At 68.5% G+C, this 21,744-nt stretch carries 23 protein-coding genes and 3 tRNA genes; 12 read left to right on the top strand and 14 right to left on the bottom strand.

All coding sequences use genetic code 11. The annotated features are described in order from the left end of the window. Position 1: 1 nt before the first annotated feature. Positions 2-430, bottom strand: coding sequence for a FecR family protein (locus tag AC1RM6_RS23870; RefSeq protein WP_493105868.1), 429 nt, complete (start codon positions 428-430; stop codon positions 2-4). 41 nt (positions 431-471) lie between these two features. Between AC1RM6_RS23870 and AC1RM6_RS23865 the strand changes: the two genes are divergently transcribed. Both AC1RM6_RS23865 and AC1RM6_RS23860 read left to right on the top strand, forming a co-directional pair. Next, positions 472-891, top strand: a complete 420-nt coding sequence (locus tag AC1RM6_RS23865) for an ATP-binding protein (protein WP_493105866.1) — start codon at positions 472-474, stop codon at positions 889-891. Positions 892-924: 33 nt separating this feature from the next. After that, positions 925-1,521, top strand: a complete 597-nt coding sequence (locus tag AC1RM6_RS23860) for a peptidylprolyl isomerase (protein WP_493105864.1) — start codon at positions 925-927, stop codon at positions 1,519-1,521. A gap of 135 nt (positions 1,522-1,656) precedes the next feature. Here AC1RM6_RS23860 and AC1RM6_RS23855 read toward each other — a convergent pair whose 3' ends face one another. From AC1RM6_RS23855 to AC1RM6_RS23815, 9 genes are read right to left on the bottom strand one after another with little or no spacing between them, the layout of a single operon-like run. Beyond that, a complete protein-coding gene (locus tag AC1RM6_RS23855; RefSeq protein ID WP_493105862.1) occupies positions 1,657-3,882 on the bottom strand; it encodes an ATP-binding protein in 2,226 nt (741 codons plus the stop codon). A gap of 35 nt (positions 3,883-3,917) precedes the next feature. After that, positions 3,918-4,913 (bottom strand): ATPase, T2SS/T4P/T4SS family, encoded by a 996-nt coding sequence (locus tag AC1RM6_RS23850; protein WP_493105860.1) that lies wholly within the window; start codon positions 4,911-4,913, stop codon positions 3,918-3,920. Then, a complete protein-coding gene (locus tag AC1RM6_RS23845; protein ID WP_493105858.1) occupies positions 4,910-6,010 on the bottom strand; it encodes a TrbI/VirB10 family protein in 1,101 nt (366 codons plus the stop codon). The genes AC1RM6_RS23850 and AC1RM6_RS23845 overlap by 4 nt, the downstream gene beginning before the upstream one ends. Before the next feature lies 1 nt (position 6,011). Further along, positions 6,012-6,743: a TrbG/VirB9 family P-type conjugative transfer protein gene (locus AC1RM6_RS23840; protein WP_493105856.1), complete on the bottom strand. Its 732-nt coding sequence runs from the start codon at positions 6,741-6,743 to the stop codon at positions 6,012-6,014. Beyond that, a complete protein-coding gene (locus AC1RM6_RS23835; RefSeq protein WP_493105854.1) occupies positions 6,740-7,897 on the bottom strand; it encodes a TrbL/VirB6 family protein in 1,158 nt (385 codons plus the stop codon). Before AC1RM6_RS23835 ends, AC1RM6_RS23840 begins: the two co-directional genes overlap by 4 nt. After that, positions 7,894-10,299 (bottom strand): VirB4 family type IV secretion/conjugal transfer ATPase, encoded by a 2,406-nt coding sequence (locus AC1RM6_RS23830; RefSeq protein ID WP_493105852.1) that lies wholly within the window; start codon positions 10,297-10,299, stop codon positions 7,894-7,896. The genes AC1RM6_RS23835 and AC1RM6_RS23830 overlap by 4 nt, the downstream gene beginning before the upstream one ends. A gap of 11 nt (positions 10,300-10,310) precedes the next feature. Further along, positions 10,311-10,589, bottom strand: coding sequence for a VirB3 family type IV secretion system protein (locus AC1RM6_RS23825; RefSeq protein ID WP_493105851.1), 279 nt, complete (start codon positions 10,587-10,589; stop codon positions 10,311-10,313). Then, positions 10,589-10,906 carry a TrbC/VirB2 family type IV secretion system protein gene (locus tag AC1RM6_RS23820; protein ID WP_493105849.1) on the bottom strand — a complete coding sequence of 106 codons (318 nt, stop codon included), beginning with the start codon at positions 10,904-10,906 and terminating at the stop codon, positions 10,589-10,591. The genes AC1RM6_RS23825 and AC1RM6_RS23820 overlap by 1 nt, the downstream gene beginning before the upstream one ends. Then, entirely contained in the window at positions 10,903-11,595 is a 693-nt protein-coding gene (locus AC1RM6_RS23815) for a lytic transglycosylase domain-containing protein (protein WP_493105848.1), read from the bottom strand. The genes AC1RM6_RS23820 and AC1RM6_RS23815 overlap by 4 nt, the downstream gene beginning before the upstream one ends. A gap of 146 nt (positions 11,596-11,741) precedes the next feature. On the opposite strand from AC1RM6_RS23815, the gene AC1RM6_RS23810 reads away from it, so the two are divergent. The 3 genes from AC1RM6_RS23810 (at position 11,742) to AC1RM6_RS23800 (ending at position 13,075) form a co-directional block, all read left to right on the top strand. Further along, complete coding sequence (locus AC1RM6_RS23810; RefSeq protein ID WP_493105846.1) at positions 11,742-12,494, top strand: response regulator; 753 nt, start codon at positions 11,742-11,744, stop codon at positions 12,492-12,494. Between the two features lie 63 nt (positions 12,495-12,557). Beyond that, positions 12,558-12,812 carry a type II toxin-antitoxin system Phd/YefM family antitoxin gene (locus tag AC1RM6_RS23805; protein WP_493105844.1) on the top strand — a complete coding sequence of 85 codons (255 nt, stop codon included), beginning with the start codon at positions 12,558-12,560 and terminating at the stop codon, positions 12,810-12,812. Further along, complete coding sequence (locus AC1RM6_RS23800) at positions 12,809-13,075, top strand: Txe/YoeB family addiction module toxin (RefSeq protein WP_493105842.1); 267 nt, start codon at positions 12,809-12,811, stop codon at positions 13,073-13,075. Before AC1RM6_RS23805 ends, AC1RM6_RS23800 begins: the two co-directional genes overlap by 4 nt. A 143-nt stretch (positions 13,076-13,218) precedes the next feature. Here AC1RM6_RS23800 and AC1RM6_RS23795 read toward each other — a convergent pair. From AC1RM6_RS23795 to thiC, 4 genes are all read right to left on the bottom strand, one after another. Then, positions 13,219-13,292: transfer RNA gene (locus AC1RM6_RS23795), tRNA-Cys, on the bottom strand. A gap of 1 nt (position 13,293) precedes the next feature. After that, positions 13,294-13,368, bottom strand: a tRNA-Phe gene (locus AC1RM6_RS23790). Positions 13,369-13,393: 25 nt separating this feature from the next. Next, a tRNA-Ile gene (locus AC1RM6_RS23785) sits at positions 13,394-13,468 on the bottom strand. 250 nt (positions 13,469-13,718) lie between these two features. Beyond that, positions 13,719-15,584, bottom strand: a complete 1,866-nt coding sequence (gene thiC / locus AC1RM6_RS23780) for a phosphomethylpyrimidine synthase ThiC (RefSeq protein WP_493105840.1) — start codon at positions 15,582-15,584, stop codon at positions 13,719-13,721. A gap of 342 nt (positions 15,585-15,926) precedes the next feature. On the opposite strand from thiC, the gene crtY reads away from it, so the two are divergent. The 7 genes from crtY to AC1RM6_RS23745 all read left to right on the top strand — a co-directional run bounded on the left by crtY (position 15,927) and on the right by AC1RM6_RS23745 (position 21,561). Then, a complete protein-coding gene (gene crtY, locus AC1RM6_RS23775; RefSeq protein WP_493105838.1) occupies positions 15,927-17,084 on the top strand; it encodes a lycopene beta-cyclase CrtY in 1,158 nt (385 codons plus the stop codon). Continuing rightward, a complete protein-coding gene (locus AC1RM6_RS23770; protein WP_493105836.1) occupies positions 17,081-17,662 on the top strand; it encodes an LOG family protein in 582 nt (193 codons plus the stop codon). Before crtY ends, AC1RM6_RS23770 begins: the two co-directional genes overlap by 4 nt. Beyond that, complete coding sequence (locus AC1RM6_RS23765; protein ID WP_493105834.1) at positions 17,659-17,940, top strand: hypothetical protein; 282 nt, start codon at positions 17,659-17,661, stop codon at positions 17,938-17,940. Before AC1RM6_RS23770 ends, AC1RM6_RS23765 begins: the two co-directional genes overlap by 4 nt. 98 nt (positions 17,941-18,038) lie before the next feature. Beyond that, complete coding sequence (locus AC1RM6_RS23760) at positions 18,039-18,377, top strand: hypothetical protein (RefSeq protein ID WP_493105832.1); 339 nt, start codon at positions 18,039-18,041, stop codon at positions 18,375-18,377. A 103-nt stretch (positions 18,378-18,480) separates the two neighbouring features. Further along, positions 18,481-19,680: an ADP-forming succinate--CoA ligase subunit beta gene (gene sucC, locus AC1RM6_RS23755; protein ID WP_493105830.1), complete on the top strand. Its 1,200-nt coding sequence runs from the start codon at positions 18,481-18,483 to the stop codon at positions 19,678-19,680. A gap of 205 nt (positions 19,681-19,885) precedes the next feature. Then, a complete protein-coding gene (locus tag AC1RM6_RS23750; protein WP_493105828.1) occupies positions 19,886-20,635 on the top strand; it encodes an electron transfer flavoprotein subunit beta/FixA family protein in 750 nt (249 codons plus the stop codon). After that, positions 20,632-21,561, top strand: coding sequence for an electron transfer flavoprotein subunit alpha/FixB family protein (locus AC1RM6_RS23745; RefSeq protein WP_493105827.1), 930 nt, complete (start codon positions 20,632-20,634; stop codon positions 21,559-21,561). The genes AC1RM6_RS23750 and AC1RM6_RS23745 overlap by 4 nt, the downstream gene beginning before the upstream one ends. The last annotated feature ends 183 nt before the right edge of the window (positions 21,562-21,744 follow it).

Below are 21,744 nucleotides of genomic sequence, written 5' to 3'. Positions count from 1 at the left end.
ATCATGGCACCTCGACGATGAAGCGGGTGCCGCGCACCCCAAGCAGCGAGGTCGGCGTGCGCACCTTCATCGCATCGCGCTGCGACTTGGCGATCTGGCCCGATACCACCGCCAGCGATCCGCGATTGACCTCGGTCAGGAAGCTGCCGGCCTGGGTCGTGCGATTATAATCGAACTTGCTCACCGCGATCCGGCTGTTCGGACCGACCGCGAAGCGGGTATCGTCGATGAAGGTCAGGCTCATCTGCCCGTCCTTGCCGGTCACCAGCACATCGCCGGCCTGGAGCTGGGTGCCCGGTGCGGGTGCGACCTTCTTGGTTCCGCGTTCGATGGCGGCGTTGCCGGCCGCACGCTTGATGCGGCCGATCTCGGCCCAGGCCGGCGAGCCCGCCAGACCGATCGCCAACAAAGTCAGAATCGCCCGGCGCATTCGCATCCCCTTGTCGCGATCATTGTGACATAGCTCAGGCCATGAGCGGGGGCGAATCCAAATCGGCGGCGGTAACGAGTTGCCTCGACGCGAATGCCAGCGTCCATCTCTTCGTCGAACTGGTGCGCGGCTTCGCCGGGCAACATCGTCTCGCCGATACCGATGGCGCGCGGCTCGCGATCATCGTCGAGGAACTGGTCTTCAACCTGTTCGACCATGGCGGCGTCACCGAAGGCGACATGATCGAACTCGCGCTGGCGCTGACCGATGCCGGGGTCGTGCTCGCGCTCGCCGATCCCGGCCAGGCCTATGATCCCCGCGGACATCGTTCGACCGAGGCGATCCCCGATCGCGGCGGCGGCGCGGGACTCGCGCTCGTGGCAGCGTGGACGACGGTCCTCGACTATCGAAGCGGCGACGGTCGCAACCGTCTCGACCTGCTGTTGCCGCTGCAAGACTAGCTTAGCATCGCGGAATATCGCTAGATATCGACGATGATTCGCCGTTTTCTGCTGTGCCTCGCCGCGTTCCTGTCAGCTTTGGGTGTCGTTGCCCCGCCGGCATCCGCCGCGCCCGGCATCGTCCGCGTCCGCTTCGACACCAGCGCGGGGCCGATCGTGATCGCGGTCGACACGAAGCGCGCGCCGATCACCGCGGGCAATTTCCTGGCCTATGTCGACGAAAAGCGGTTCGACGGCAGGACCTTCTACCGCACCGCCCGCGCGAAAAGCGATCCGAGCAGGGGGCTGATCCAGGGCGGCATCAACAACAAGGTCCGCTACGCGCGCAATCCGATCCCGCACGAACCCAACGACCGCACCGGGATCAAGCATGAGAACGGTACCGTATCGATGGCGCGCAACGCCCCCGGCAGCGCGATGGGCGATTTCTTCATCACGATCGGCGCCGCCCCACAGCTCGACGCGAGCCAGGGCTATCCGGGCTATGCCGCGTTCGGCCATGTCGTGAGCGGCTGGCCGGCGATCCGGCGCATCCTCGCCGCCCCGACCTTTCCCGGCGGCTATTCGCGCGAGACGATGGGCCAGATCATCCGCGAACCGTTCAAGATCGTCTCCGCCCGGCGGCTTTGAGAACAACCGGCAGAACTCCCGCCCCCTCTCCGTTCGTGTCGAGCGTAGTCGAGACACGGTCCACCACCGCGGGGTGTCTCGACTACGCTCGACACGAACAGCTGGTATTCAAGGCCCCCGGTATGAATCGGAAACTCAGGCCGCCTTCGCTTCCGACAGCGGCACCCGCAGCTCGGTGACGAAGCCGTTCACCGACCGCGCGAAGCGCACGTCGCCGCCATGCGCGCGCGCGATCGATCGGCACACCGCCAGTCCCAGCCCGCTGCCGCGCTTGTCCGACGAGACCGCATTGGCCGCGCGGTAAAAGGGCTCGAACGCCCGCTCATAATCCTCCTCGGGCACGCCGGGGCCGTCGTCGATCACCTCGGCGACCGCCTCGTCGGCATCGACATGCAGCCGCACCCGCGCGCAATCGCCATATTTGACCGCGTTCTCGACGAGATTCGAGAACAGCCGGCGCATGCCGAGCACGTCGACCTCGACCGGCGCCGGCTCGCTGCGCTCGATCGTCACCCTGCCGCCGACCATCGTCGCATCCTCGACGACATCCTCGAGGATGGTACCGAGATCGAGCCGCTCGCGTATTCCCGGCGACGAGGCGTCGCGGATGAAGCTGAGCACCGAGGTGATCATCGCCTCCATCTGCTCGACCTCCTCGATCATACCGGCGCGGACATCGTCGTCGTCGACATCCTCGATCCGGAAGCGCAGCCGGGTCAGCGGGGTGCGCAGATCATGGCTGATCGCGCCGATCATCGCGGTGCGATCGTCGACGAAGCTCTTGAGCCGGCTCTGCATGATGTTGAAGGCACGCGCCGCGCGGCCGACCTCGGCCGGACCGTCGAGATCGAGCACCGGCGCCGCCGGATCGCGGCCGAGTTGCTCGGCCGCGGCGGCGAAGCCGCTCAGCGGCTTGACGATCCGCCGCGCGAACAGCCAGCCGAGCGGCGCCACCACCGCGAACGCGATCGCGAACCACAGCAGCACCCGGCGCTGCCACGCATTGGGGAAGCCCTCGGGCGCCGGCTGTACCACCGCCCAGCGCCCGTCGCCGAGATGCAGCGCGGCGACGAAATCGCCCTCGACGAACGGCGCCGGCGCCAGGCCGAACAGGCCACCGGCGCGGCCCGGCAGCGGGATCACCGGCTCGGGCGAGGCCGACGATGCCGGTTCGGGCCGGCGGATATCGACCTCGGCCTGGGGCGGCTGGCGCAGCAACATCCCCGGGACGGCGGCCGCGCCGGCCGACGATGCGGCCTCGCCCCGCGGCATCACCGGCTGCGCCGGCCGGGCGAACTCGGACGGCAGCCGCTGCCCCTCGATCGCCGGGCGACGCGTCGGCGTGGCCTGCGCCTCGGGAACGATCGACGAGCGGCTGGGCATCGCCTGGAACGGCATCTGGCCGAGCGGCTGGCCCTGATTCTGGCCGGGGAACTGACCGGCGCCGCCGGGCCCGCCGATCCGCGGTTCGAAATTGCTGCCCGGCTGCAGCGTCTGCCCGCCCGGCGGCAGCACCGCGCCCCCCGCCGGACTGGTCGTGTTGCCGCCCGATGGCTGGTTCGGATTCGTCGGCACCACGGTACCGGTCTGCGATGGATCCGGCCGATGCGGGTTGCGCAATATATCGGGCACCGTCTCGCCATTGTCGCCGCGGATCCAGATCCCCCCGGGACTGCGATCGGCCCGCGTCGGGTCGAAGCGGATCAGCGGCTCGGGCCGCTGCGGCCGCACCGCATCGCTGCCGGGCGGCACCATGACGCGGTCGCGGCGCGGCCCGCCATGCTGGGCGCCATCGGGCAGCATTCCCGGCGGCAGCATGTCGCGGCTCGGCGGCTTGGCGCCGGCGGGCAGGTCGCTCGGCGGGAATGGCCGCGGCGGCGGCACCGTCGCCTGGGCGAGGATCAGCAGCGATGCCTGTTCGACGCCCGTCTTGGCAGGAGGCGACCAGCCGAGGACCGGGCCGTCATTTGCCTTGAGCGCGGTCTTGCGGCCCGCCGAGGTGCCGGCGAACGGCAGTGGCGTGTAGAAGGCCAGCCGGACATCGGCCGGATCGACGCCGAGCCGTTCGGCCAGTTCCTTCTCGGATCGTGTCGACACCAGCCAGCCGGCGCCGTTGAGATCGGGCGGCCCGGGCTGGATCACCCGCTGCAGCGGATCGGGGCGTTTCTCCGCGGTCGGTACCCCCTGCAGCGCCGCACCGATCTCGGCAAGGCTGTGCTGCGGGGTCGGCGCCGGCGGCAGGATCATCGTCAGCAGCAGCGTCACCAGTTGCGCGACGATCAGCCCCGCGAGCAGCAGCGCCAATATCTGGAGCACCAGCGGCGGACCGCCCCAGCGGCGAGGAGAGAGATATCCCGGCATCATGCCCCCATATTGCCATAGCCCCGCACGGCTCGCTATCGTTTGCCGTCATCGAGATCGCGCGTCTCGACGATGGCGCCGATCCGCCGTTGCCCGTTCACCCGATCGAGCTGAACCACGACATCGATCACCGACCGCGCATAAGCGATCGTGTCGACGCGGCCGAGCCCGAGCCCGGACTGCATCACCATCAAGGCGAGCTGCTCGAGCGCGCCCGCCGGCGAATTGGCGTGGATCGTGCTGAACGAGCCGGGATGGCCGGTGTTGATCGCGCGCAGGAAGCTCACCGCCTCGCGACCACGCAGCTCGCCCAGCACGATCCGGTCGGGCCGCAGCCTGAGCGCCGCCTGGAGCAGGTCGTCGGTCGAGACCCGCGCCTCGCCCAGTTCGCCCTTCACCGCGACCAGGCCGAGGCCGTTGGCGCCGTGCAGCCTGATCTCGGGTGTATCCTCGACCAGGATCACCCGCTCGTCGGTGGGAACCTCCCGCAGCAGCGCGTTGAGGAAGCTGGTCTTGCCGGTCGAGGTACCGCCGCTGATCAGGATCGTCCGCCGCCGCCGCACCGCCTCGCGCAGCCAGGCGACCGGCTCGGCCTCGCGATCGATCGCCGGCGGCGATGGCATCCACCCGATCGGACCGGCCGCATAGGCATCGAGCGGCAGGTCGATCAGCCGGTGGCGGCGGATCGCCAATGCCCAATGCGCCCGCGTCGCCGATGGCCCGACGAACTGGGCGCGTGCGCCACCGGGCAGCGTCGCCGCCAGCAGCGGCCGTTCGCGGTTGATCCCCTGATGGCTGACCCGCGCGACCTGTTCGGCGAGTCGCTGGAGCAGCCGGTCGTCGACCCCCGGCGCATCGACCCGGGCCATGCCGACCGGCGTTTCGATCCACGCCTCGCCGGGTCGGTTGACGAGGATCTCGGTGACGTCGCCCTGGGCCAGCCAGCCCGCGAACGGCGCGAGATAGGTGGCGAGATAGACGTCGCGCCCGGCATCCTCGTCGAACCGCGCATCCACCGGCGCGGCGCTCATGGCGCCGACTCGGCGGCGACCGTCGAGAAATCGAGATCGCGTGCGGTGAAGATGCGGATCGGCTGGCCTTGGCGGATGCGGACGGTCGGCGGGATCTGCGCATCGCGCTGAGCGGCGACCGACGCCGCGCTCTGCCCGCCCGAGACGATCAGCGAAGCGCCACCGGTGCCGACCGCGCTCAGCCCGCCGACCACCGACAGCAGGATCGCCGATCCGAAGCGCTTGCCGAAATGGCCGTCGACCTCGCCGCCCAGGCCGCTCCGCCCCGAAAAATCGGTCGCCGGCGATCCGAGCGCGATCGACACCCCGTCGGGCCGCAACAGCCGGGTCCACAGCACATAGGCACGGGTCTGACCGGCGGCGAGGCCCGATTTATACTGGCCGATCAGCCGCGACGAGCGCGGGATAAGGATATGGCTGCCGTCGAACGAGCGGACGTCCTGGCTGACCACCGCCCGAACATAGCCCGGCAGGTCGCTGTCGATCGCGGTCTCGAGGATCGCCGCGATCAGCGTGCCCTGGCTGACGGTGTTGGCGGGATCGGCCATCCGGGTCGCGCTCGCGGTCTCGACCCCGCCATCGCCGACCCGCGCCGCGAAGGCTTCGTTCTCCGACAGGCCGGCCGCACCCGCAGGCTTCACGGTCGGCGCGGCGATACCAAGCGCGGCAGCGGCGGTCTGGACGGCAACCGGGCTCGCATCGAACACCATCACCGGCGAATGGGCGGCATCGATCGCGGGCGTCGTCGCCGGCGGTGCGATCGGTATCGCCGAAGCCGGGGCGGCGACGACCGGCGCCGGCGCTGACGCCGGAACCGGCGCCGGTTTGACCGAGGGCAGCGCGACGGCGGCAGGACGGGCGGGCTCGACCACCGGTACCGACCGATTCGCGCTCATCGACCAGAAGGTGAGCCCGCCCAGCGCCAGCGCCACCGCACCGCCCGCGGCGAGGCCGAAGCCGTCGCGCCGCGCGGTGCGGCCGGCGACGATCGGGAAGCCATTGCGGCTGGCGACCATCAGCGCATTGTCGTCGAGCGTCAGCCGGGGATCGGACTGCACGGTCGCGTCGTCGTTCAGGATCAGACTGGTGCCGCTCATCTCAGCGCTCCGCGGTGCGGGCGGTCGCCGCCGGGACGATCGGCGCGATCCGTTCGATCGCGGCACTTTGCCGGCCCGATCGCAGCACCAGCCGCTGTGGCACCCCGTCGACGACGATATAGTCGCCCTGGACGCTGTAATTGACCGGCCCCTCGCTGCCGTCGGCGCCGATCGCGAGCATCGCCGGAAGATCCGCCCCGCGCGGCCAGGCGAGATAGATCGACCGGCCGTCGTCGAACGCGCGTTCGGGGGCCAACGCCTTGGCCCCCTTTGCCGTCCACGAGAAATTGAGCCGGGTCGGCGACGGCACCGGCGCCACGACCGGCGCGGGCGCGGGCTCGGCGGCCGGCGCGATCGCCGGCGGCTCGGCATAGGTGAAGCGTAGCGCGTAGAGCGGCGCCGCCCCCTTCGCCCGCGCGACGAGATCGAACATATAGGTCCGCCGGTCGGTCACCACGGTCATGTTGGTGCGCGCATTGGCGACCACCGGCTTGAGGAAGAGCAGGGTCGCGCGGCGGTTCGGGGTCACCTGCCACGCCGAAGAGTCGCCCAGCGCGACATTTTCGATGCGTTCGTCGGCCGCGAACAGGATCGTCGACTGGATGCCGGTGCGGCCCGCGACCGCCACCACCGCCTGCGCGTCGTAGAACAGGGTGCGGACCCGGCCATCGTCGGCCAGTGCGGGCATGGCCGCTGCCAGTCCCGCCACCCATGCGGTGATTCGCAGCATCATGGCATCTTCTCCTTCGACGGCGGAACCGGCCGGCCGATGACCCGCAACCGATCGCTCGCCGGCGAAGCGGGCGGCACGAGGAGGCCGAGCGACGCCAGCGGCGCACCGCGCAGGTTCGGGGCGCGGTCGTTGGCGGGAACGCCCAGCCCGGCGACGATCGCGTCGACGCGCGCACGGTCGGCCGCGGGCCGCGCGCCGCCACCCCGCGCCCGCGGCACGGCCGTCTCGAAATAACGGTCGCCCTGCGCGGTCGTGCGGATTTGGTCGGCGGGACGATCGTCACCGCCCGCCGGCGCCTGCCGGCCCAACCGCCAGCCGGCGGTCAGCGTCACCGCGACCTTGAGCACCATCGCCATCAGCATCAGATAGACCGCCGCGCCGAGGAAGATCGTCACCGCCGCACGCATCGTCGGCTCGCCGCCCATCGCCAGCCCGGCGATCGCCGGGGTCAGCATGGCCAGCGCACCGCCGCCGATCAGCACCGTCAGCAATGGCACCAGCGCGAACAGCACCATCGCCTTCAGCCAGCCCTCGAACAGCCCGCGGGTGCCGGCGAACAGGGCGAACACTATGAACACTGGCCCGAGCGCGAGCAGCGCCGCCAGCGCGATCCGCGCGACGATCAGCACCCCGACCGTGCCGAGCAGCAGCATCAGCGCCGCGATCCACAGCAGGTCGGCCGGGGTGAACGACGCCGCCGCCCTGGCCGGCTCGCTCGCGACCTGCGCCGCGCCGGCCGCGGTCGTGATCGCCGCGAACAGCGCGTCGAGCCGGTCGGCGAACAGCGCCGTCGCCGATCCCTTGGTGCCGACGATCAGCGATGCGATCTGGTCGGGCGCGCCGGTCGCGAGATTCCACACCACGCTCTGATAGGCGAGCCACGAGGTCGCGAAGGTCAGCGCCAGCCCGAGCCCCATCATCCGCGGGGTCAGCATCGACAGGCTCAGCCGCGACCGGCCGGTCAGCAGGTTGATCGCGAGCAGCACGACATGGAGGGTCAGCATCAGCGTCAGCGCGGTGCCGAGCACCGCATGCGCGCCGAACAGCCGGCCGAACGCGATCGCGGTCGCCTCGCCGCTCATGCAGTCGACGCTGCGCAGCGCCTCGGCGATACCGCCCGGCCCGTCGATGCCCAGGGTCGGACAGCCGCTCATTCGGCGGCCTCGAGCGCCGCGTCGGCCTCGGCGGCGCCCGGCCAGGGCGATCCGGCGAGGATCGGATACCAGCGCGCGGGATCGTCGCCGACCACCGACCGCAGCATGTCGAGCCGCCGCACCATCGCCTCGCGCCCCGACAGCACCAGCAGCACGTCGGGACAGCCCGCGAGATCGAGCCGCGCCACCACCGAATGATTGGCGTGGCGCAGCAGGAAGCAGCGGCTGTGCGCGGGCAGCGCCCGGATCAGGTCGAGTTCATGCTCGGACAGGCCGAAGCCATCGATATAATCCTCGGCGCGCGCCTTGGGGTTGGGCATGAAGATCATCGTCGCGGTCTGCTCGACCAGCGCCGGCGCGATCGCGCTGTCGAGCGCGTCGCGCGCCGACTGGGTGGCGAAGCCGACGATCGCGTTGCGCTTGCGCAGCGTCTTGAGCCAGTCGCGGATGCGCGCCGCGAAGATCGGATCGTCGAGCGCCTTCCAGCCCTCGTCGATCAGGATCATCGTCGGCTCGCCGTCGAGCCGCTCGTCGATCCGGTGGAACAGATACATCATCGCCGGGCTGCGCAGCCGCGGCTGGTCGAGCAGCAGGGTCATGTCGAAGCCGAGCACCCGCTGGTCGAGGTCGAGCGCGTCGGCTTCATTGTCGAACAGCCAGCCATGCTCGCCGTCGCCGATCCACGGATCGAGCCTTGCGGCGAGGTCGCCCGGTTCGGGGCGGCGCGCCCCGCCGAGCAGTTCGCGGAAATGGCGCAGCCGGCGCAGCGCCGGGTCATGATCGAAACAGGCATCGACCGCGGCGGCGATCCGCGCCTGCTCCTCGACCGTCGCCGCGTCGAGCAGCATCCCCAGCCAGTCGCGCAGGAAGGCGCGGTTGACCGGACTGTCGGGCAGCTGCAGCGGGTTGAAGCCGGTCGGCTCGCCCGGCTGCAGCCGGGCATGATGGCCGCCGATCCCGCGCACGAAGATCTCGGCGCCGCGATCCTTGTCGAAGATGATCGTGCGCGGCGCGAAGCGTTGCGCCTGCGCGGCGAGAAAGTTGAGCACCACCGTCTTGCCCGACCCCGATGGGCCGATCAGCGTGAAATGGCCGAGATCGCCCTCGTGGAAGTTGAAGAAATAGGGGGTGCCGCTGGTGGTCTCGAACACCGTCACCGCGTCGCCCCAATGATTGGCGTCGGGGCGACCGATCGGGAAGCCGTGGAGCGACAGGAAGCCCGCGGCATTGGCGGTCGAGATCAGCGAGCGCCGCACCAGATAGGCCTCGTTGCCGGGAAACTGGCCCCAGAAGGCGGGCTCGAGGTTGATGTCCTCGCGCACCGCAACCGCGCCGATCTCGGCGAGCGCGGCGGCGGCGGTCGCCATCGCCCGGTCGAGCAGCGCCGGGTCGGCCTCGCGCACCAGCAGGCTCAGATGATGATCGCCATACCCGACCTGGCCGGCGCCCAGCGCATCGCGCGCGGCGAGCATCTCGCGCCGCTCGGTGCCGCCCTCGTCCTCGCTCGCGCGCTGGCGGCGCAGCGCCAGGTCGATCCGCTCGCGGGCGATCTGGCGGTCGGCGGGCGCGAAGCTCTCGCTGAGCACCAGCTCGTGCGGCAGCCGCAGCAGCCCGTCGATCATCCCCGGATGGGTCGCGTCGGGATAGTCCTTGATCCCGAGCATGCCCGAAAAAGCGCGCGAGATCGGCCCGCGCGTCTCGATCGCGTCGAGCCCGAAGCTGACCCGCGCATAAGGGATATGATGGCCGAGATCGCCCCGCCCCTTGTCGGTGTCGGGCATCCGCACCGGCCGCATGTCGCCATTGTAGAGCGCCGACAGCAGCGCCAGCGGCTCCGAACAGCCATCGGCGATGCCGAGCGCGCGCGCGCCATAAGGCTGGAGCGCGGCGAGCAATGCGGTCACCGCCGCGTCGAGATCGCGCAGCTCGGCGGCGTCGAGGGTGAAATCGCGCGAAAAGCGCCGCCGCAGCCGCGCCGGCAGCCCGGTCTTGCCGCGCGCCGGCCGCCGCACCAGCGTCAGATATTGTTCGTTGACGAACAGCCGCCGCCCGCCGAGCCGCTCGCGCCAAATCCGGTCGATCTCGCTCGACAGCGGATCGGCCTCGACCGCGCGCGGCGCGACCCGCACCCGGCGGCGGATGACATGATGATAGACGATGAACCGCGCGTCGAGCACGCTGCGCAGCATCACCTCGCGCACCGCCGCCATATGGTTGAGCGTGTCGCTCTCCTCGGTCTCGAACGGCAGCCCGGCGACATGGATCGACCGCATCAGCGCCCCGTCGCGCAGCATCAGCGTCGCGGCGTCGACATGCTCGGCATAAGGCAGCCGGTCGCCCGCGCGGGCTTCGCGCCGGCCCCAGGCGGCGGGTCCGATCCAGCGGGCGGGCTTGGTCGTCATGGCGGCTCTCCTCACGGCGCGTAGCTGTTGCAGCCCCAGCGCCGCCAGTTGCGGACGCGCGGGCAGCGGCTGACCCGGGTCAGCCACAGGTCGAAGATGCGGGGTTCGCGCAGGCAGGCGAGATAGCCCGCGGCGTGGATCAGGGCGGCGACCGGCAGCGCCAGGAAACTGCGGGTCATCAGGAAGGCCTCGGTGGTCACCGCGGCTTCGATCACGAAGAAGCTGTAGGTCACCCCGCCGAACATCTGCGGGCGGGTCAGCGCGCGGAACAGGGCGGAGCGGGCGAGCATCAGCGCGAGACCATCGCCGCCGACTGGATGCCGCTGACGATCGCGCTGGCGCCGAACAGGATGAAGCAGCCGACGATCACGGTCGCGCCGAACCGCCAGTTGAGCCGGCCGGTCAGCATCATGAAGCCGACCATCGCGACCGCGATCACCGCGACCATCGTCGCGACATTGCCGAGCAGCGTCCCCTGCAGCCAGCCGAGCGCGGCGACGATCGGACCCGCACCTTGCGGATCGGCCGACTGGGCGAGGGCGGCGGCGGGGCTCGACGCGAACGTCGCGGCGGCCAGATATCGGGAAAGCGGGATGCGCATCGTCATTCTCCTGCGGGCGCGATCGGAACGGCGGTCGCCAGGCGATCGACGATCGCCGCGACATAGGCCTGGGTTTCGCGGATGGGCGGTATGCCGCCGGCGCGCAGCACCCGCGCGGGGCCGGCATTATAAGCGGCGAGCGCCTTCTCGATGTCGCCGTCGAACAGGTCGAGCTGCCGGCGCAGATAGCGCGCGCCGCCGGCGAGATTGGCGATCGGGTCGCGCGGATCGACCCCGAGCGTGCGCGCGGTCGCCGGCATCAGCTGGGCGAGCCCGATGGCGCCTGCCTTCGACACCGCCTGGGCGTTCCAGCGGCTCTCCTGCCACACCAGCGCCTCGAGCAGCGCCGGACTCATGTCGTTGGCGGCGGCGATCCGCTCGATCGCGGCGCGATAGGGCGCGGGCACCGCGGCCGCGATCATGGGAAGTGCCGAGCTCGCCCGAAAAGGCGATGCCGCGCTGTCGGGCAAGGGGATATCCGACGGGTCGGCGTCTGCGGGCGGCTCGGTCTCCTTGGCGCCGCCGTGCCAGCGGACAGCGCCTGTGCCAGCGCGGATCGCCACCGCCCCGTTGGGGGCGATGGCGATCACGTCGGCCTGGGTGGGACCAGCGAAGCCGGCGGCACCGCACGCCGACAAGACGCCGAACGCCTTGACCGCCGGGCCGCTCCACCAATGTCGCCTCACTGCTCTCATGGCAGGGAGATTCGGGGCTGCCGGTTACCCGCCAATGTCGGCGGATGGCGCGAATGTTGCGCCGATATGGCAATCGCACCGTTCGGAACGCCACTTTTTCGGCCTTCTGCAAAATGCCGGTGATGTTCGGCTGGCAATTGGGGGCCATGAACGCCATTCTCCCCCCCATGGATCTCGAAACCCATATCCTGATCGTCGACGACGACCCGGGGATCCGCACGCTGATGTCGTCCTTCCTCGACAAGCACGGGTTCCAGACCGACACCGCGGCCGACCCGGTCGAGATGCGCGGCAAGCTCGAAAAGCGCGCCTACGACCTGATCGTGCTCGACGTGATGATGCCGCGCGAGGACGGGCTCACCGCGCTGCGCGAGCTCCAGCGCGGCACCGCGCCGCCGGTGATCATGCTATCGGCGGTCGGCACCGACGTCGACCGGATCGTCGGCCTCGAAATGGGCGCCGAGGATTATCTCGCCAAGCCGTGCAACCCGCGCGAGCTGCTCGCGCGGATCCGGACCGTCCTGCGCCGCAACCGCGGCGAGGCCAAGCCCGCCTCCTCGGCCACCCCAGCCGCGCGCCAGTCGTCCGAGGGCGTGCTCCATTTCTCGGGCTGGCGGATCGACATGCTCGCCCATGCGCTCCACGATCCCGAGGACCGCCCGGTGATCCTGTCGACCGGCGAGTTCCGGCTGCTGCGCGCCTTCGTCGAGCATCCGCGCCGGGTGCTCACCCGCGACCAGCTGCTCGACTATGCGTGGAGCCAGGATGCCGAACAATATGACCGCGCGATCGACGTCCAGATCAGCCGGCTGCGCCGCAAGCTCGGATCCGACGGCAGCGAGCTGATCAAGACCGTGCGCAACGAAGGCTATATGTTCGTGCCGGCGGTGACCGCCTGAGCTAGGCGCGCTGACAGTACGTCAGGCTTGACGTTGTACCAATATAGGTACAACATTCTCATCATGAAATCGATCAGCTTTTCCGACGCGCGTGCCAATCTGAAAACGGTCATGGACCGTGTATCGGAAGACCGTGCGCCGATGGTGATCACCCGGCAGAAGGCCGAGAGCGTGGTGATGGTGTCCGAAAGCGAATGGGCGTCGATCGAAGAGACGCTCTATCTGCTCAAATCGCCGAAAAACGCTGAAAATCTGCTCGCGAGCATTGCCGACCTCGATGCCGGCAAGGGCGAGGAACGGTCGCTGATCGAACCGTGAAGATCCTTTTCGGTCCCCGCGCCTGGACCGACTATCTCGCTTGGCAGGCCGAGGATCGCAAGATCCTCGAACGGATCAACATGCTGATCCGCGAGGCCACCCGCGATCCGTTTCGCGGCACCGGCAAGCCCGAACCGCTGGCCGGCAATCTGAGCGGCTGGTGGTCGCGCCGGATCAACTCCGAGCATCGGCTGGTCTATCGGGTCAGCGGCAAAGGCGATGCCCAGGCGCTCGAGATCGCGCAGTGCCGCTATCATTATTAGGCCTGCTTCGCGATGGCATCGCGATCGATTGTAGGACGTCGGGAAAAAACGAACGCGATCCGCCAAGTGAGACGCCATCTGATTTAACCAATTTGGTTCAAACATGTCTGTAGAGCGCCGCGACCCAAGATCGCGGACGCGAATGGACACGCCGACAGGACTCGAACCTGCATGACCGGAGTTGCAGTCCGGTGCGTAGCCTTTCCGCCACGGCGTGCTGGTGCCAAAGGGTGGAATCGAACCACCGACGCGCGGTCTTTCAAACCGCCGCTCTACCCCTGAGCTACTTCGGCGATTAATATCTTCGGGAAATGAAATTGGTTGCAGCGGCCGGGATCGAACCGGCGGCCTGGGCCTTATCGGGACCCTGCTCTACCACTGAGCTACACTGCATCCGGCAGTGCGCACGAACGCCCGCCCTTCAACAGGTGAAGGCGGTAATTCGCGCGGTGGTAAAGAGCGTATGGCGTTCCATGATGATGCGGCGAATAGCGAATCGATTCACGCGACGCAAGAAGAATTTCACCGATATGGTGATTTGCCAGGCATTCGGGCGACTCGCCGCGCACAGGCGGCCCCGGCTCCCATCGTCATAGGAGCCGGGAAGCAGGTGGCGGCGGTCCCCATTCAGCAATCCGTCGGATCACTCCGCCGCGGGCAGATAGATCTCCCCACCCTTCTCGCGGAACACCTCGCTCATCTGGCGCATGCCGTCTTCGGCGGCCAGAAACGCGTCCGCCGGCTGGTTCTGGGTCGCCGCGAAGTCGCGCACCTCCTGGGTGATCTTCATCGAGCAGAATTTCGGCCCGCACATCGAGCAGAAATGCGCGCTCTTGGCGCCCTCGGCGGGCAGCGTCTGATCGTGATACTGCTCGGCGGTGTCGGGATCGAGCGACAGGTTGAACTGGTCGCGCCAGCGGAATTCGAAGCGCGCGCGGCTCAACGCGTCGTCGCGCAGCTTGGCGGCCGGATGGCCCTTGGCCAGATCGGCGGCGTGGGCGGCGAGCTTGTAGGTGACGACGCCGACCTTGACGTCGTCGCGGTCGGGAAGCCCCAGATGCTCCTTGGGGGTGACGTAGCAGAGCATCGCCGTGCCGAACCAGCCGATCATCGCCGCGCCGATCGCCGAGGTGATATGGTCGTAACCGGGCGCGATGTCGGTGGTCAGCGGCCCGAGCGTGTAGAAGGGCGCCTCGCCGCAGGCCTTGAGCTGCTTGTCCATATTGGCCTTGATCTTGTGCATCGGCACATGGCCGGGGCCTTCGATCATCACCTGGACGTCATGCTTCCACGCGATCTGGGTGAGTTCGCCGAGCGTCGCGAGTTCGCTGAACTGCGCCTCGTCATTGGCGTCGGCGATCGATCCCGGGCGCAGCCCGTCGCCGAGCGAGAAGGCGACGTCATAGGCCTTCATGATCTCGCAGATTTCCTCGAACCGCTCGTAGAGGAAGCTCTCCTTGTGGTGCGCGAGGCACCATTTCGCCATGATCGATCCGCCGCGGCTGACGATGCCGGTAACGCGCTTGGCGGTCATCGGGATGAACGGCAGCCGGACGCCGGCATGGATGGTGAAATAATCGACCCCCTGCTCGGCCTGCTCGATCAGCGTGTCGCGGAAAATCTCCCAGGTCAGGTCCTCGGCGACGCCGTTTACCTTCTCGAGCGCCTGGTAGATCGGCACGGTGCCGATCGGCACCGGCGAGTTGCGCATGATCCATTCGCGGGTGTCGTGGATGTTGCGGCCGGTCGACAGGTCCATGACGGTGTCGGCGCCCCAGCGGATCGACCAGACCATCTTGTCGACTTCGGCGGCGACGTCGGAGGCGACCGCCGAATTGCCGATATTGGCGTTGATCTTGACCAGGAAGTTGCGCCCGATCGCCATCGGCTCGGATTCGGGATGGTTGATGTTCGACGGGATGATCGCGCGGCCGCGCGCGACCTCCGAACGGACGAATTCGGGGGTCACGAAATCGGGGATCTCGGCGCCGAAATCCTCGCCGTCGCGCAGCAGCTTCTCCTTGAGCGCGGCGCGGCCGACATTCTCGCGGATCGCGACATATTCCATCTCGGGGGTGATGATGCCGCGGCGGGCATAATGCATCTGCGAGACATTCTGCCCGGCCTTGGCGCGCAGCGGCCGCTGGACGACGTTCGGGAACGGCGCGACGCCGCCGCTGCGGTCGGGGCCCTTCAAGCCATTGTCCTCGGGCTTGACCCCGCGGCCCTCATATTCCTCGACGTCGCCGCGACCGACGATCCAGTCGCGGCGCAGCGCCGGCAGGCCGGCCATGATGTCGATCCGCGCCTTGTCGTCGGTATAGGGGCCCGAACAGTCATAGACCCGCATCGGCGGCTCGTTGGCCGACGGCTCGAGCGCGATCTCGCGCATCGCCACCCGCACCACCGCGCCGTCGTCGCGCGCCGGGCCCTGGACATGGATCTTCTTCGATCCGCGGATCGGGCCGGTCGTGACCTTCATTTCGGTGCGCGCGGGAATATCGGCCATCGACTGCTTTCCTCTTCATGTCGGAGTCTGAGCGGTCTGCTCGCCAGTCCCACCGACTGGCCGCGCTGCCCGCTCCCTCCGCCGGTACAAGCCGGATCAGGTTCTTCGGGTCGCGGCGCATCGCAGCACCGCCTCTCAGCCATCGGCTCCCCGGGGTTGGCGCCATCCTAACCGCAGCGACGGTCCGGGGAAAGACCCGATCCGGTACCCCGGCAAATCGATCGCGGCGGCGTCGGCCCGACCGCGATCGCCCGACGAGTCGGCGGACAATTCGATCCGGATCGGAACGACTTGATCGGCGAAGGGTGGCATGTGCGGCCCCCGGGGCTATAGTCGCCGCCGATGACCCCACCGACGGCTTGCGATCTGGCGATTATCGGCGGCGGCCTTTCCGGCGGGCTGATCGCGCTCGCCGCACATCGGGCGCGGCCGACCGCGCGCATCCTGCTGGTCGAGGCCAAGCCCGCGCTCGGCGGCAACCATCTGTGGACCTTCCTCGACAGCGACATCGACAAGGCCGACCGCGCGCTGCTTGAACCGTTGATCAGCTATGGCTGGCGCAATCTCGAGGTGATGTTCCCCGATTATCGCCGGACGATCGCCGACGGGGTCTATGCGATCCGCTCCGACCGCTTCGACCAGGCGCTGCGCGAGATACTGCCCGCCGATTTCATCGTCAGCGGCCGCCAGGCGATCGGCGTCGCTCCCGACGGCATCGTGCTCGAGGATGGGTCGCTGATCGCCGCCGGCGGGGTGATCGACGCACGCGGCGCCGCCGACCTGTCGCTGATCGACACCGCGTGGCGCAAGTTCGTCGGCTACGAACTCCAGCTCGCGGGGCCGCACAGCGTCCGCCAGGCGCGGCTGATCGACGCCGGCATCGAAAGCCAGGACGAGGGCCTCAGCTTCCTGACGCTGATGCCGCTCGACACCAGCCGGCTGTTCCTCGAGGACGTCCATTATGCCGCCGACACCGCGCTCGACGTCCAGGCCTATGCCCGGCGGATCTTCAACCTCGCCGCCAAGCTCGGCTGGAAGATCATCGATTCGGCGCGCGGCCAGGCCGGGGTGATCCCGGTCGCGATGGGCGGCGATTTCGAGGCCTATTGGCAGTCGGGCGGCGCCGGCATCGCCAAGGCGGGCCTGCGCGCCGGGCTGTTCCATCCGGTCACCGGCGGATCGCTCGCCGACGCCGCGCGCACCGCGCGGCTGGTCGCCGGACTGTCCGACTGGTCGGGCGCGGCGCTCCACAAGGCGCTCCATGCCCATGCGAAGAAAGCCTGGAGCCAGCGCGATTTCTATCGCCGCTTCACCGCGCAGATGATGCGCGGCAACGCCCCGGCCGAACAATATCGGCTGTTCGAATCGCTCTATGACAAGGAACCGGCGCTGGTCGCGCGCTTCCACGGCATGCGCCTGACGATGGTCGACCGGCTTGCGCTCAGCCTCGGCGATGGGCCAATGCCGATCGCATCGATGCTCGGGGGGAGGAAGGCATGAAACGGCTCTGCATATTCTGCGGATCGAGCCCCGGCCATGACCCGGTCCATGCCGCGGGCGCCCGCGCGCTCGGCGAGACGATCGCCCGCGCCGGGATCGGCCTCGTCTATGGCGGCGGCCGGGTCGGACTGATGGGAATCGTCGCCGACGCGGCGATGGCGGCCGGCGGTGAGGCGATCGGGGTGATCCCGCAGGCGCTGTTCGATCGCGAGGTCGGCCATGCCGGCCTCACCGAACTGCGCGTGGTCGGATCGATGCACGAACGCAAGGCGATGATGGCCGATCTCGCCGACGGCTTCGTCGCGCTGCCGGGCGGGATCGGCACGCTCGAGGAATTGTTCGAGATCTGGACCTGGGGCCAGCTCGGCGACCATCGCAAGCCGGTCGCGCTGATGAACGTCGCCGGCTTCTACGATCCGCTGATCGCGTTCCTCGACCAGCTGGTCACCGCCGGCTTCTTCAAGCCCGAACATCGCGCGATGCTGATCACCGGCACCGACCCGTCCGCGCTGATCGACGCGATGCGCGGCTACGCCCCGCCCGAACTCGGCAAATGGATCGAGGCGCTCGAACGATGAGCGCCTACCCGACCGCCGCCTCGGTGCCGCCGCCGATCTGGCACCGTATGCTGCTGGCGATGTGGGGGCTGTTGTCGCTGCTGGTGGTCGGCCTCTATGGCTGGCAGGCGATCGCCGAACCCGACAAGGCCGGGGGCAGCCTGGCGATGATCGGCATCGGCCTGCTCTACGCATCGGCCTTCGGCATGGCCGGGCTGTTCGTCCGGCGGCGCTACCTGCTGCGCAAGGCGGCGCGCGAGGCCTTTCTCGCGCGGCTCGATAGCGATCGCACCGGATGAGATCGATCCGCCCTGGACCCGCAAGACTCCGCGACGTTCATGGCCGATCAATATGCCGGGGTTCATCCGCCCGACCGTCTTCCATCGGAAAGCTCGCCATGGTCCGTCCTCTTCGCCTGCACCGCCTGCTCCTGCCCGGCTTCGCCGGCCTGATCGCGCTCGCCGCCTGCACCACGGTCTCGCCCGAGGCGCGGGTGCGGACCAAGCTGATCGAGGCCGGGGTCAAACCGCGGGTCGCCGCCTGCATGGCCGAACGGATGGTCGACCGGCTGTCGCTGGTCCAGCTCAAGCGGCTCCAGTCGCTCGGCGGTCTCCCGAAGCAGGACGCGAAGTCGTTGAGCATCGACGAGATCGTCTATCGGCTGCGCGCGCTCAAGGACCCCGAAATCACCTCGGTGGTGCTTCGCGCCGGGATCGGCTGCTCGATCGCGAACTGAAAAGCCCCGCTTCGCCGCTCGCGCGGTCGAGTTGGGGTTTCCTTCCCCGCCCGGCTGTGCTTAAGCGCGGCGGATTCTCTCGGACTCGGGGACCTCGCAGACCATGAACATCCACGAATATCAGGCCAAGGAACTGCTCGCGAAATTCGGCGTCGCCATTCCCGCGGGCTATGCGGCAATGACCGTCGACGAGGCGGTCGAAGCCGCCGGCAAGCTGCCCGGGCCGCTCTATGTCGTGAAGTCGCAAATCCACGCCGGCGGCCGCGGCAAGGGCAAGTTCAAGGAACTCGCGCCCGAGGCCAAGGGCGGTGTCCGCCTGTCGAAGACCCTCGACGAGGTGCGCGCCAACGCCACCGACATGCTCGGCAACACGCTGGTGACGATCCAGACCGGCGAAGCCGGCAAGCAGGTCAACCGCCTCTACATCACCGACGGCGCCGACATTAAGTCGGAATATTATCTGTCGATGGTCGTCGATCGCGCCACTGGCCGCATCGCGATGATCGTCTCGACCGAAGGCGGCATGGACATCGAGGAGGTCGCCCATTCGACCCCCGAGCGCATCCAGACGATCGTCATCGATCCGGCCGAAGGCTTCATGCCGCACCATGGCCGCGCGGTCGCTTTCGCGCTCAAGCTCAGCGGCGACCTCAACAAGCAGGCCGCCAAGGTGGCCGGGCAGCTCTACGACGCCTTCGTCGCCACCGACATGTCGATGCTCGAGATCAACCCGCTGGTCGAGACCGTCGACGGCAAGATCCTGGTGCTCGACGCCAAGGTGAGCTTCGATTCGAACGCGCTGTACCGCCACCCCGACATCTTCGCGCTGCGCGACGAGTCGGAAGAGGACGCCAGCGAGATCGAGGCGTCGAAATACGACCTCGCCTATATCAAGCTCGACGGCGACATCGGCTGCATGGTCAACGGCGCCGGCCTGGCGATGGCGACGATGGACATCATCAAGCTCAATGGCATGTTCCCGGCGAACTTCCTCGATGTCGGCGGCGGCGCCACCACCGAGAAGGTGACCGCAGCGTTCAAGATCATTCTCGCCGATCCGGCGGTGAAGGGCATCCTCGTCAACATCTTCGGCGGCATCATGCGCTGCGACACGATCGCCGAAGGCATCGTCACCGCCGCGCGCGAAGTGAACCTCTCGGTGCCGCTGGTCGTCCGCCTCGAAGGCACCAACGTCCAGGCCGGCAAGGACATCCTCGCCAATTCGGGCCTGCCGATCGTTCCGGCCGCCGATCTCGGCGACGCCGCGCAGAAGATCGTGGCCGAGGTCAAGAAGGCCGCGTGATTTCAACCCCCCTCCCGCTCCGGCGGGAGGGGGACAAGAGACCCGGCGGCAAGGCCCGGTCGAAGCAGGATGGGGAAAGACCCGGAACATCCGGGCGCGCAGGGCAAGGCTCCGCAGATCTTCAACCCGCAAGGACCGACGCTCATCGACCGGGTCTTCCTATCCTTCGGCCGAAAAGGTCGAAGGAATCGAAGGAGAAGCTGAGATGAAGGTGCTTGTGCCCGTCAAGCGGGTGATCGATTACAACGTGAAGCCGCGGGTCAAGGCCGACGGCACGGGTGTCGACCTGGCGAACGTCAAGATGTCGATGAACCCGTTCGACGAGATCGCGGTCGAGGAAGCGATCCGCCTGAAGGAAAAGGGCGTCGCCACCGAGGTGATCGCCGTGTCGATCGGCGAACCGAAATCGCAGGAAACGCTGCGCACCGCGCTGGCGATGGGCGCCGACCGCGCGATCCTGATCGTCGCCGAAGGTGAGGTCGAGCCGCTGGGCGTCGCCAAGCTGCTCGCCAAGGTCGTCGAGGAAGAGGCGCCGGGCCTCGTCATCCTCGGCAAGCAGGCGATCGACGACGACAGCAACCAGACCGGCCAGATGCTCGCAGCACTGCTCGGCCGCCCGCAGGGCACCTTCGCCTCGAAGGTCGAGGTCGAGGGCGACACCGTCAAGGTCACCCGCGAGGTCGACGGCGGTCTCGAGACCGTCAGCCTGACCACCCCCGCGATCGTCACCACCGATCTGCGCCTCAACGAGCCGCGCTATGCGTCGCTGCCCAACATCATGAAGGCCAAGTCCAAGCCGCTCGCGCAGAAGACGACCGCCGATTATGGCGTCGACGTCACCCCGCGCCTCAAGACCCTCAAGGTCAGCGAGCCGCCCAAGCGCGTCGCCGGCGTCAAGGTCGCCGATGTCGACGAGCTGGTGGCCAAACTCAAGGCGATGGGAGTCGCAGCATGAAGACGCTTGTCTGGGTTGAACACGACACCGGCGCGATCAAGGATTCGACGCTGGCGACGATCACCGCCGCTGCGAAGCTTGGCGAAGTCGACCTGCTGGTCGCAGGCGCCGGAGTCGCCGATGTCGGCGCCGCCGCCGCGCAGATCGCCGGCGTCGCCAAGGTGCTGGTCGCCGACGACGCCGCCTTCGACCATGTCCTGCCCGAAAATGTCGCGCCGCTGATCGTCGAGCTGATGGGCTCGCACGACGCCTTCCTGGCGCCGGCGACCGCCAACGGCAAGAACATCGCCCCGCGCGTCGCCGCCCTGCTCGACGTGATGCAGATCTCCGAGATCCTGTCGGTCGAAAGCGAAGACACCTTCACCCGTCCGACCTATGCCGGCAACGCGATCGCGACCGTCCAGTCGTCCGACGCGAAGAAGGTGATCACCGTGCGCGGCACCTCGTTCGAGAAGGCCGCCCGCGAGGGTGGTTCGGCAACGGTCGAAGCCGTCGCCTCGACCGGCGACAAGGGCCTGTCGAGCTTCGTCGGCGCCGAGATCTCCAAGTCGGAACGCCCCGAGCTGACCAGCGCGAAGATCATCGTGTCGGGTGGCCGTGCGCTCCAGAATTCGGAGAACTTCCACGAGATCATCGAACCGCTCGCCGACAAGCTCGGCGCCGGCGTCGGCGCCTCGCGCGCCGCGGTCGATGCGGGCTATGTGCCCAACGACTATCAGGTCGGCCAGACCGGCAAGATCGTCGCCCCCGAAGTCTATATCGCGATCGGCATCTCGGGCGCGATCCAGCATCTCGCCGGCATGAAGGACTCCAAGACGATCATCGCGATCAACAAGGACGAGGACGCCCCGATCTTCCAGGTCGCGGACATCGGCCTGGTCGGCGACCTGTTCAAGGTCGTCCCGGAGCTCACCGGCAAACTCTAAGCGATATGAAATCGGGTGGAATCACCCGATGACTCGCATATCGCGACCAGCAAAAGCTCAGCCCGGATCGATCGATGCAATCGGATGATCTGGGCTGATTGGTTGTACCAGGATGACACAAGGGGGCGGAGCCGCGAGGCTTCGCCCCTTTTTGTTGCCGCCGGTTCGACAGCGCGCAATCGC

This window comes from Rhizorhabdus sp. GW822-FHT03C02 (assembly GCF_058801765.1).
The sequence above is the reverse complement of the archived record's forward strand: the minus strand, read 5'-3'. Positions and strand labels throughout refer to the sequence as shown.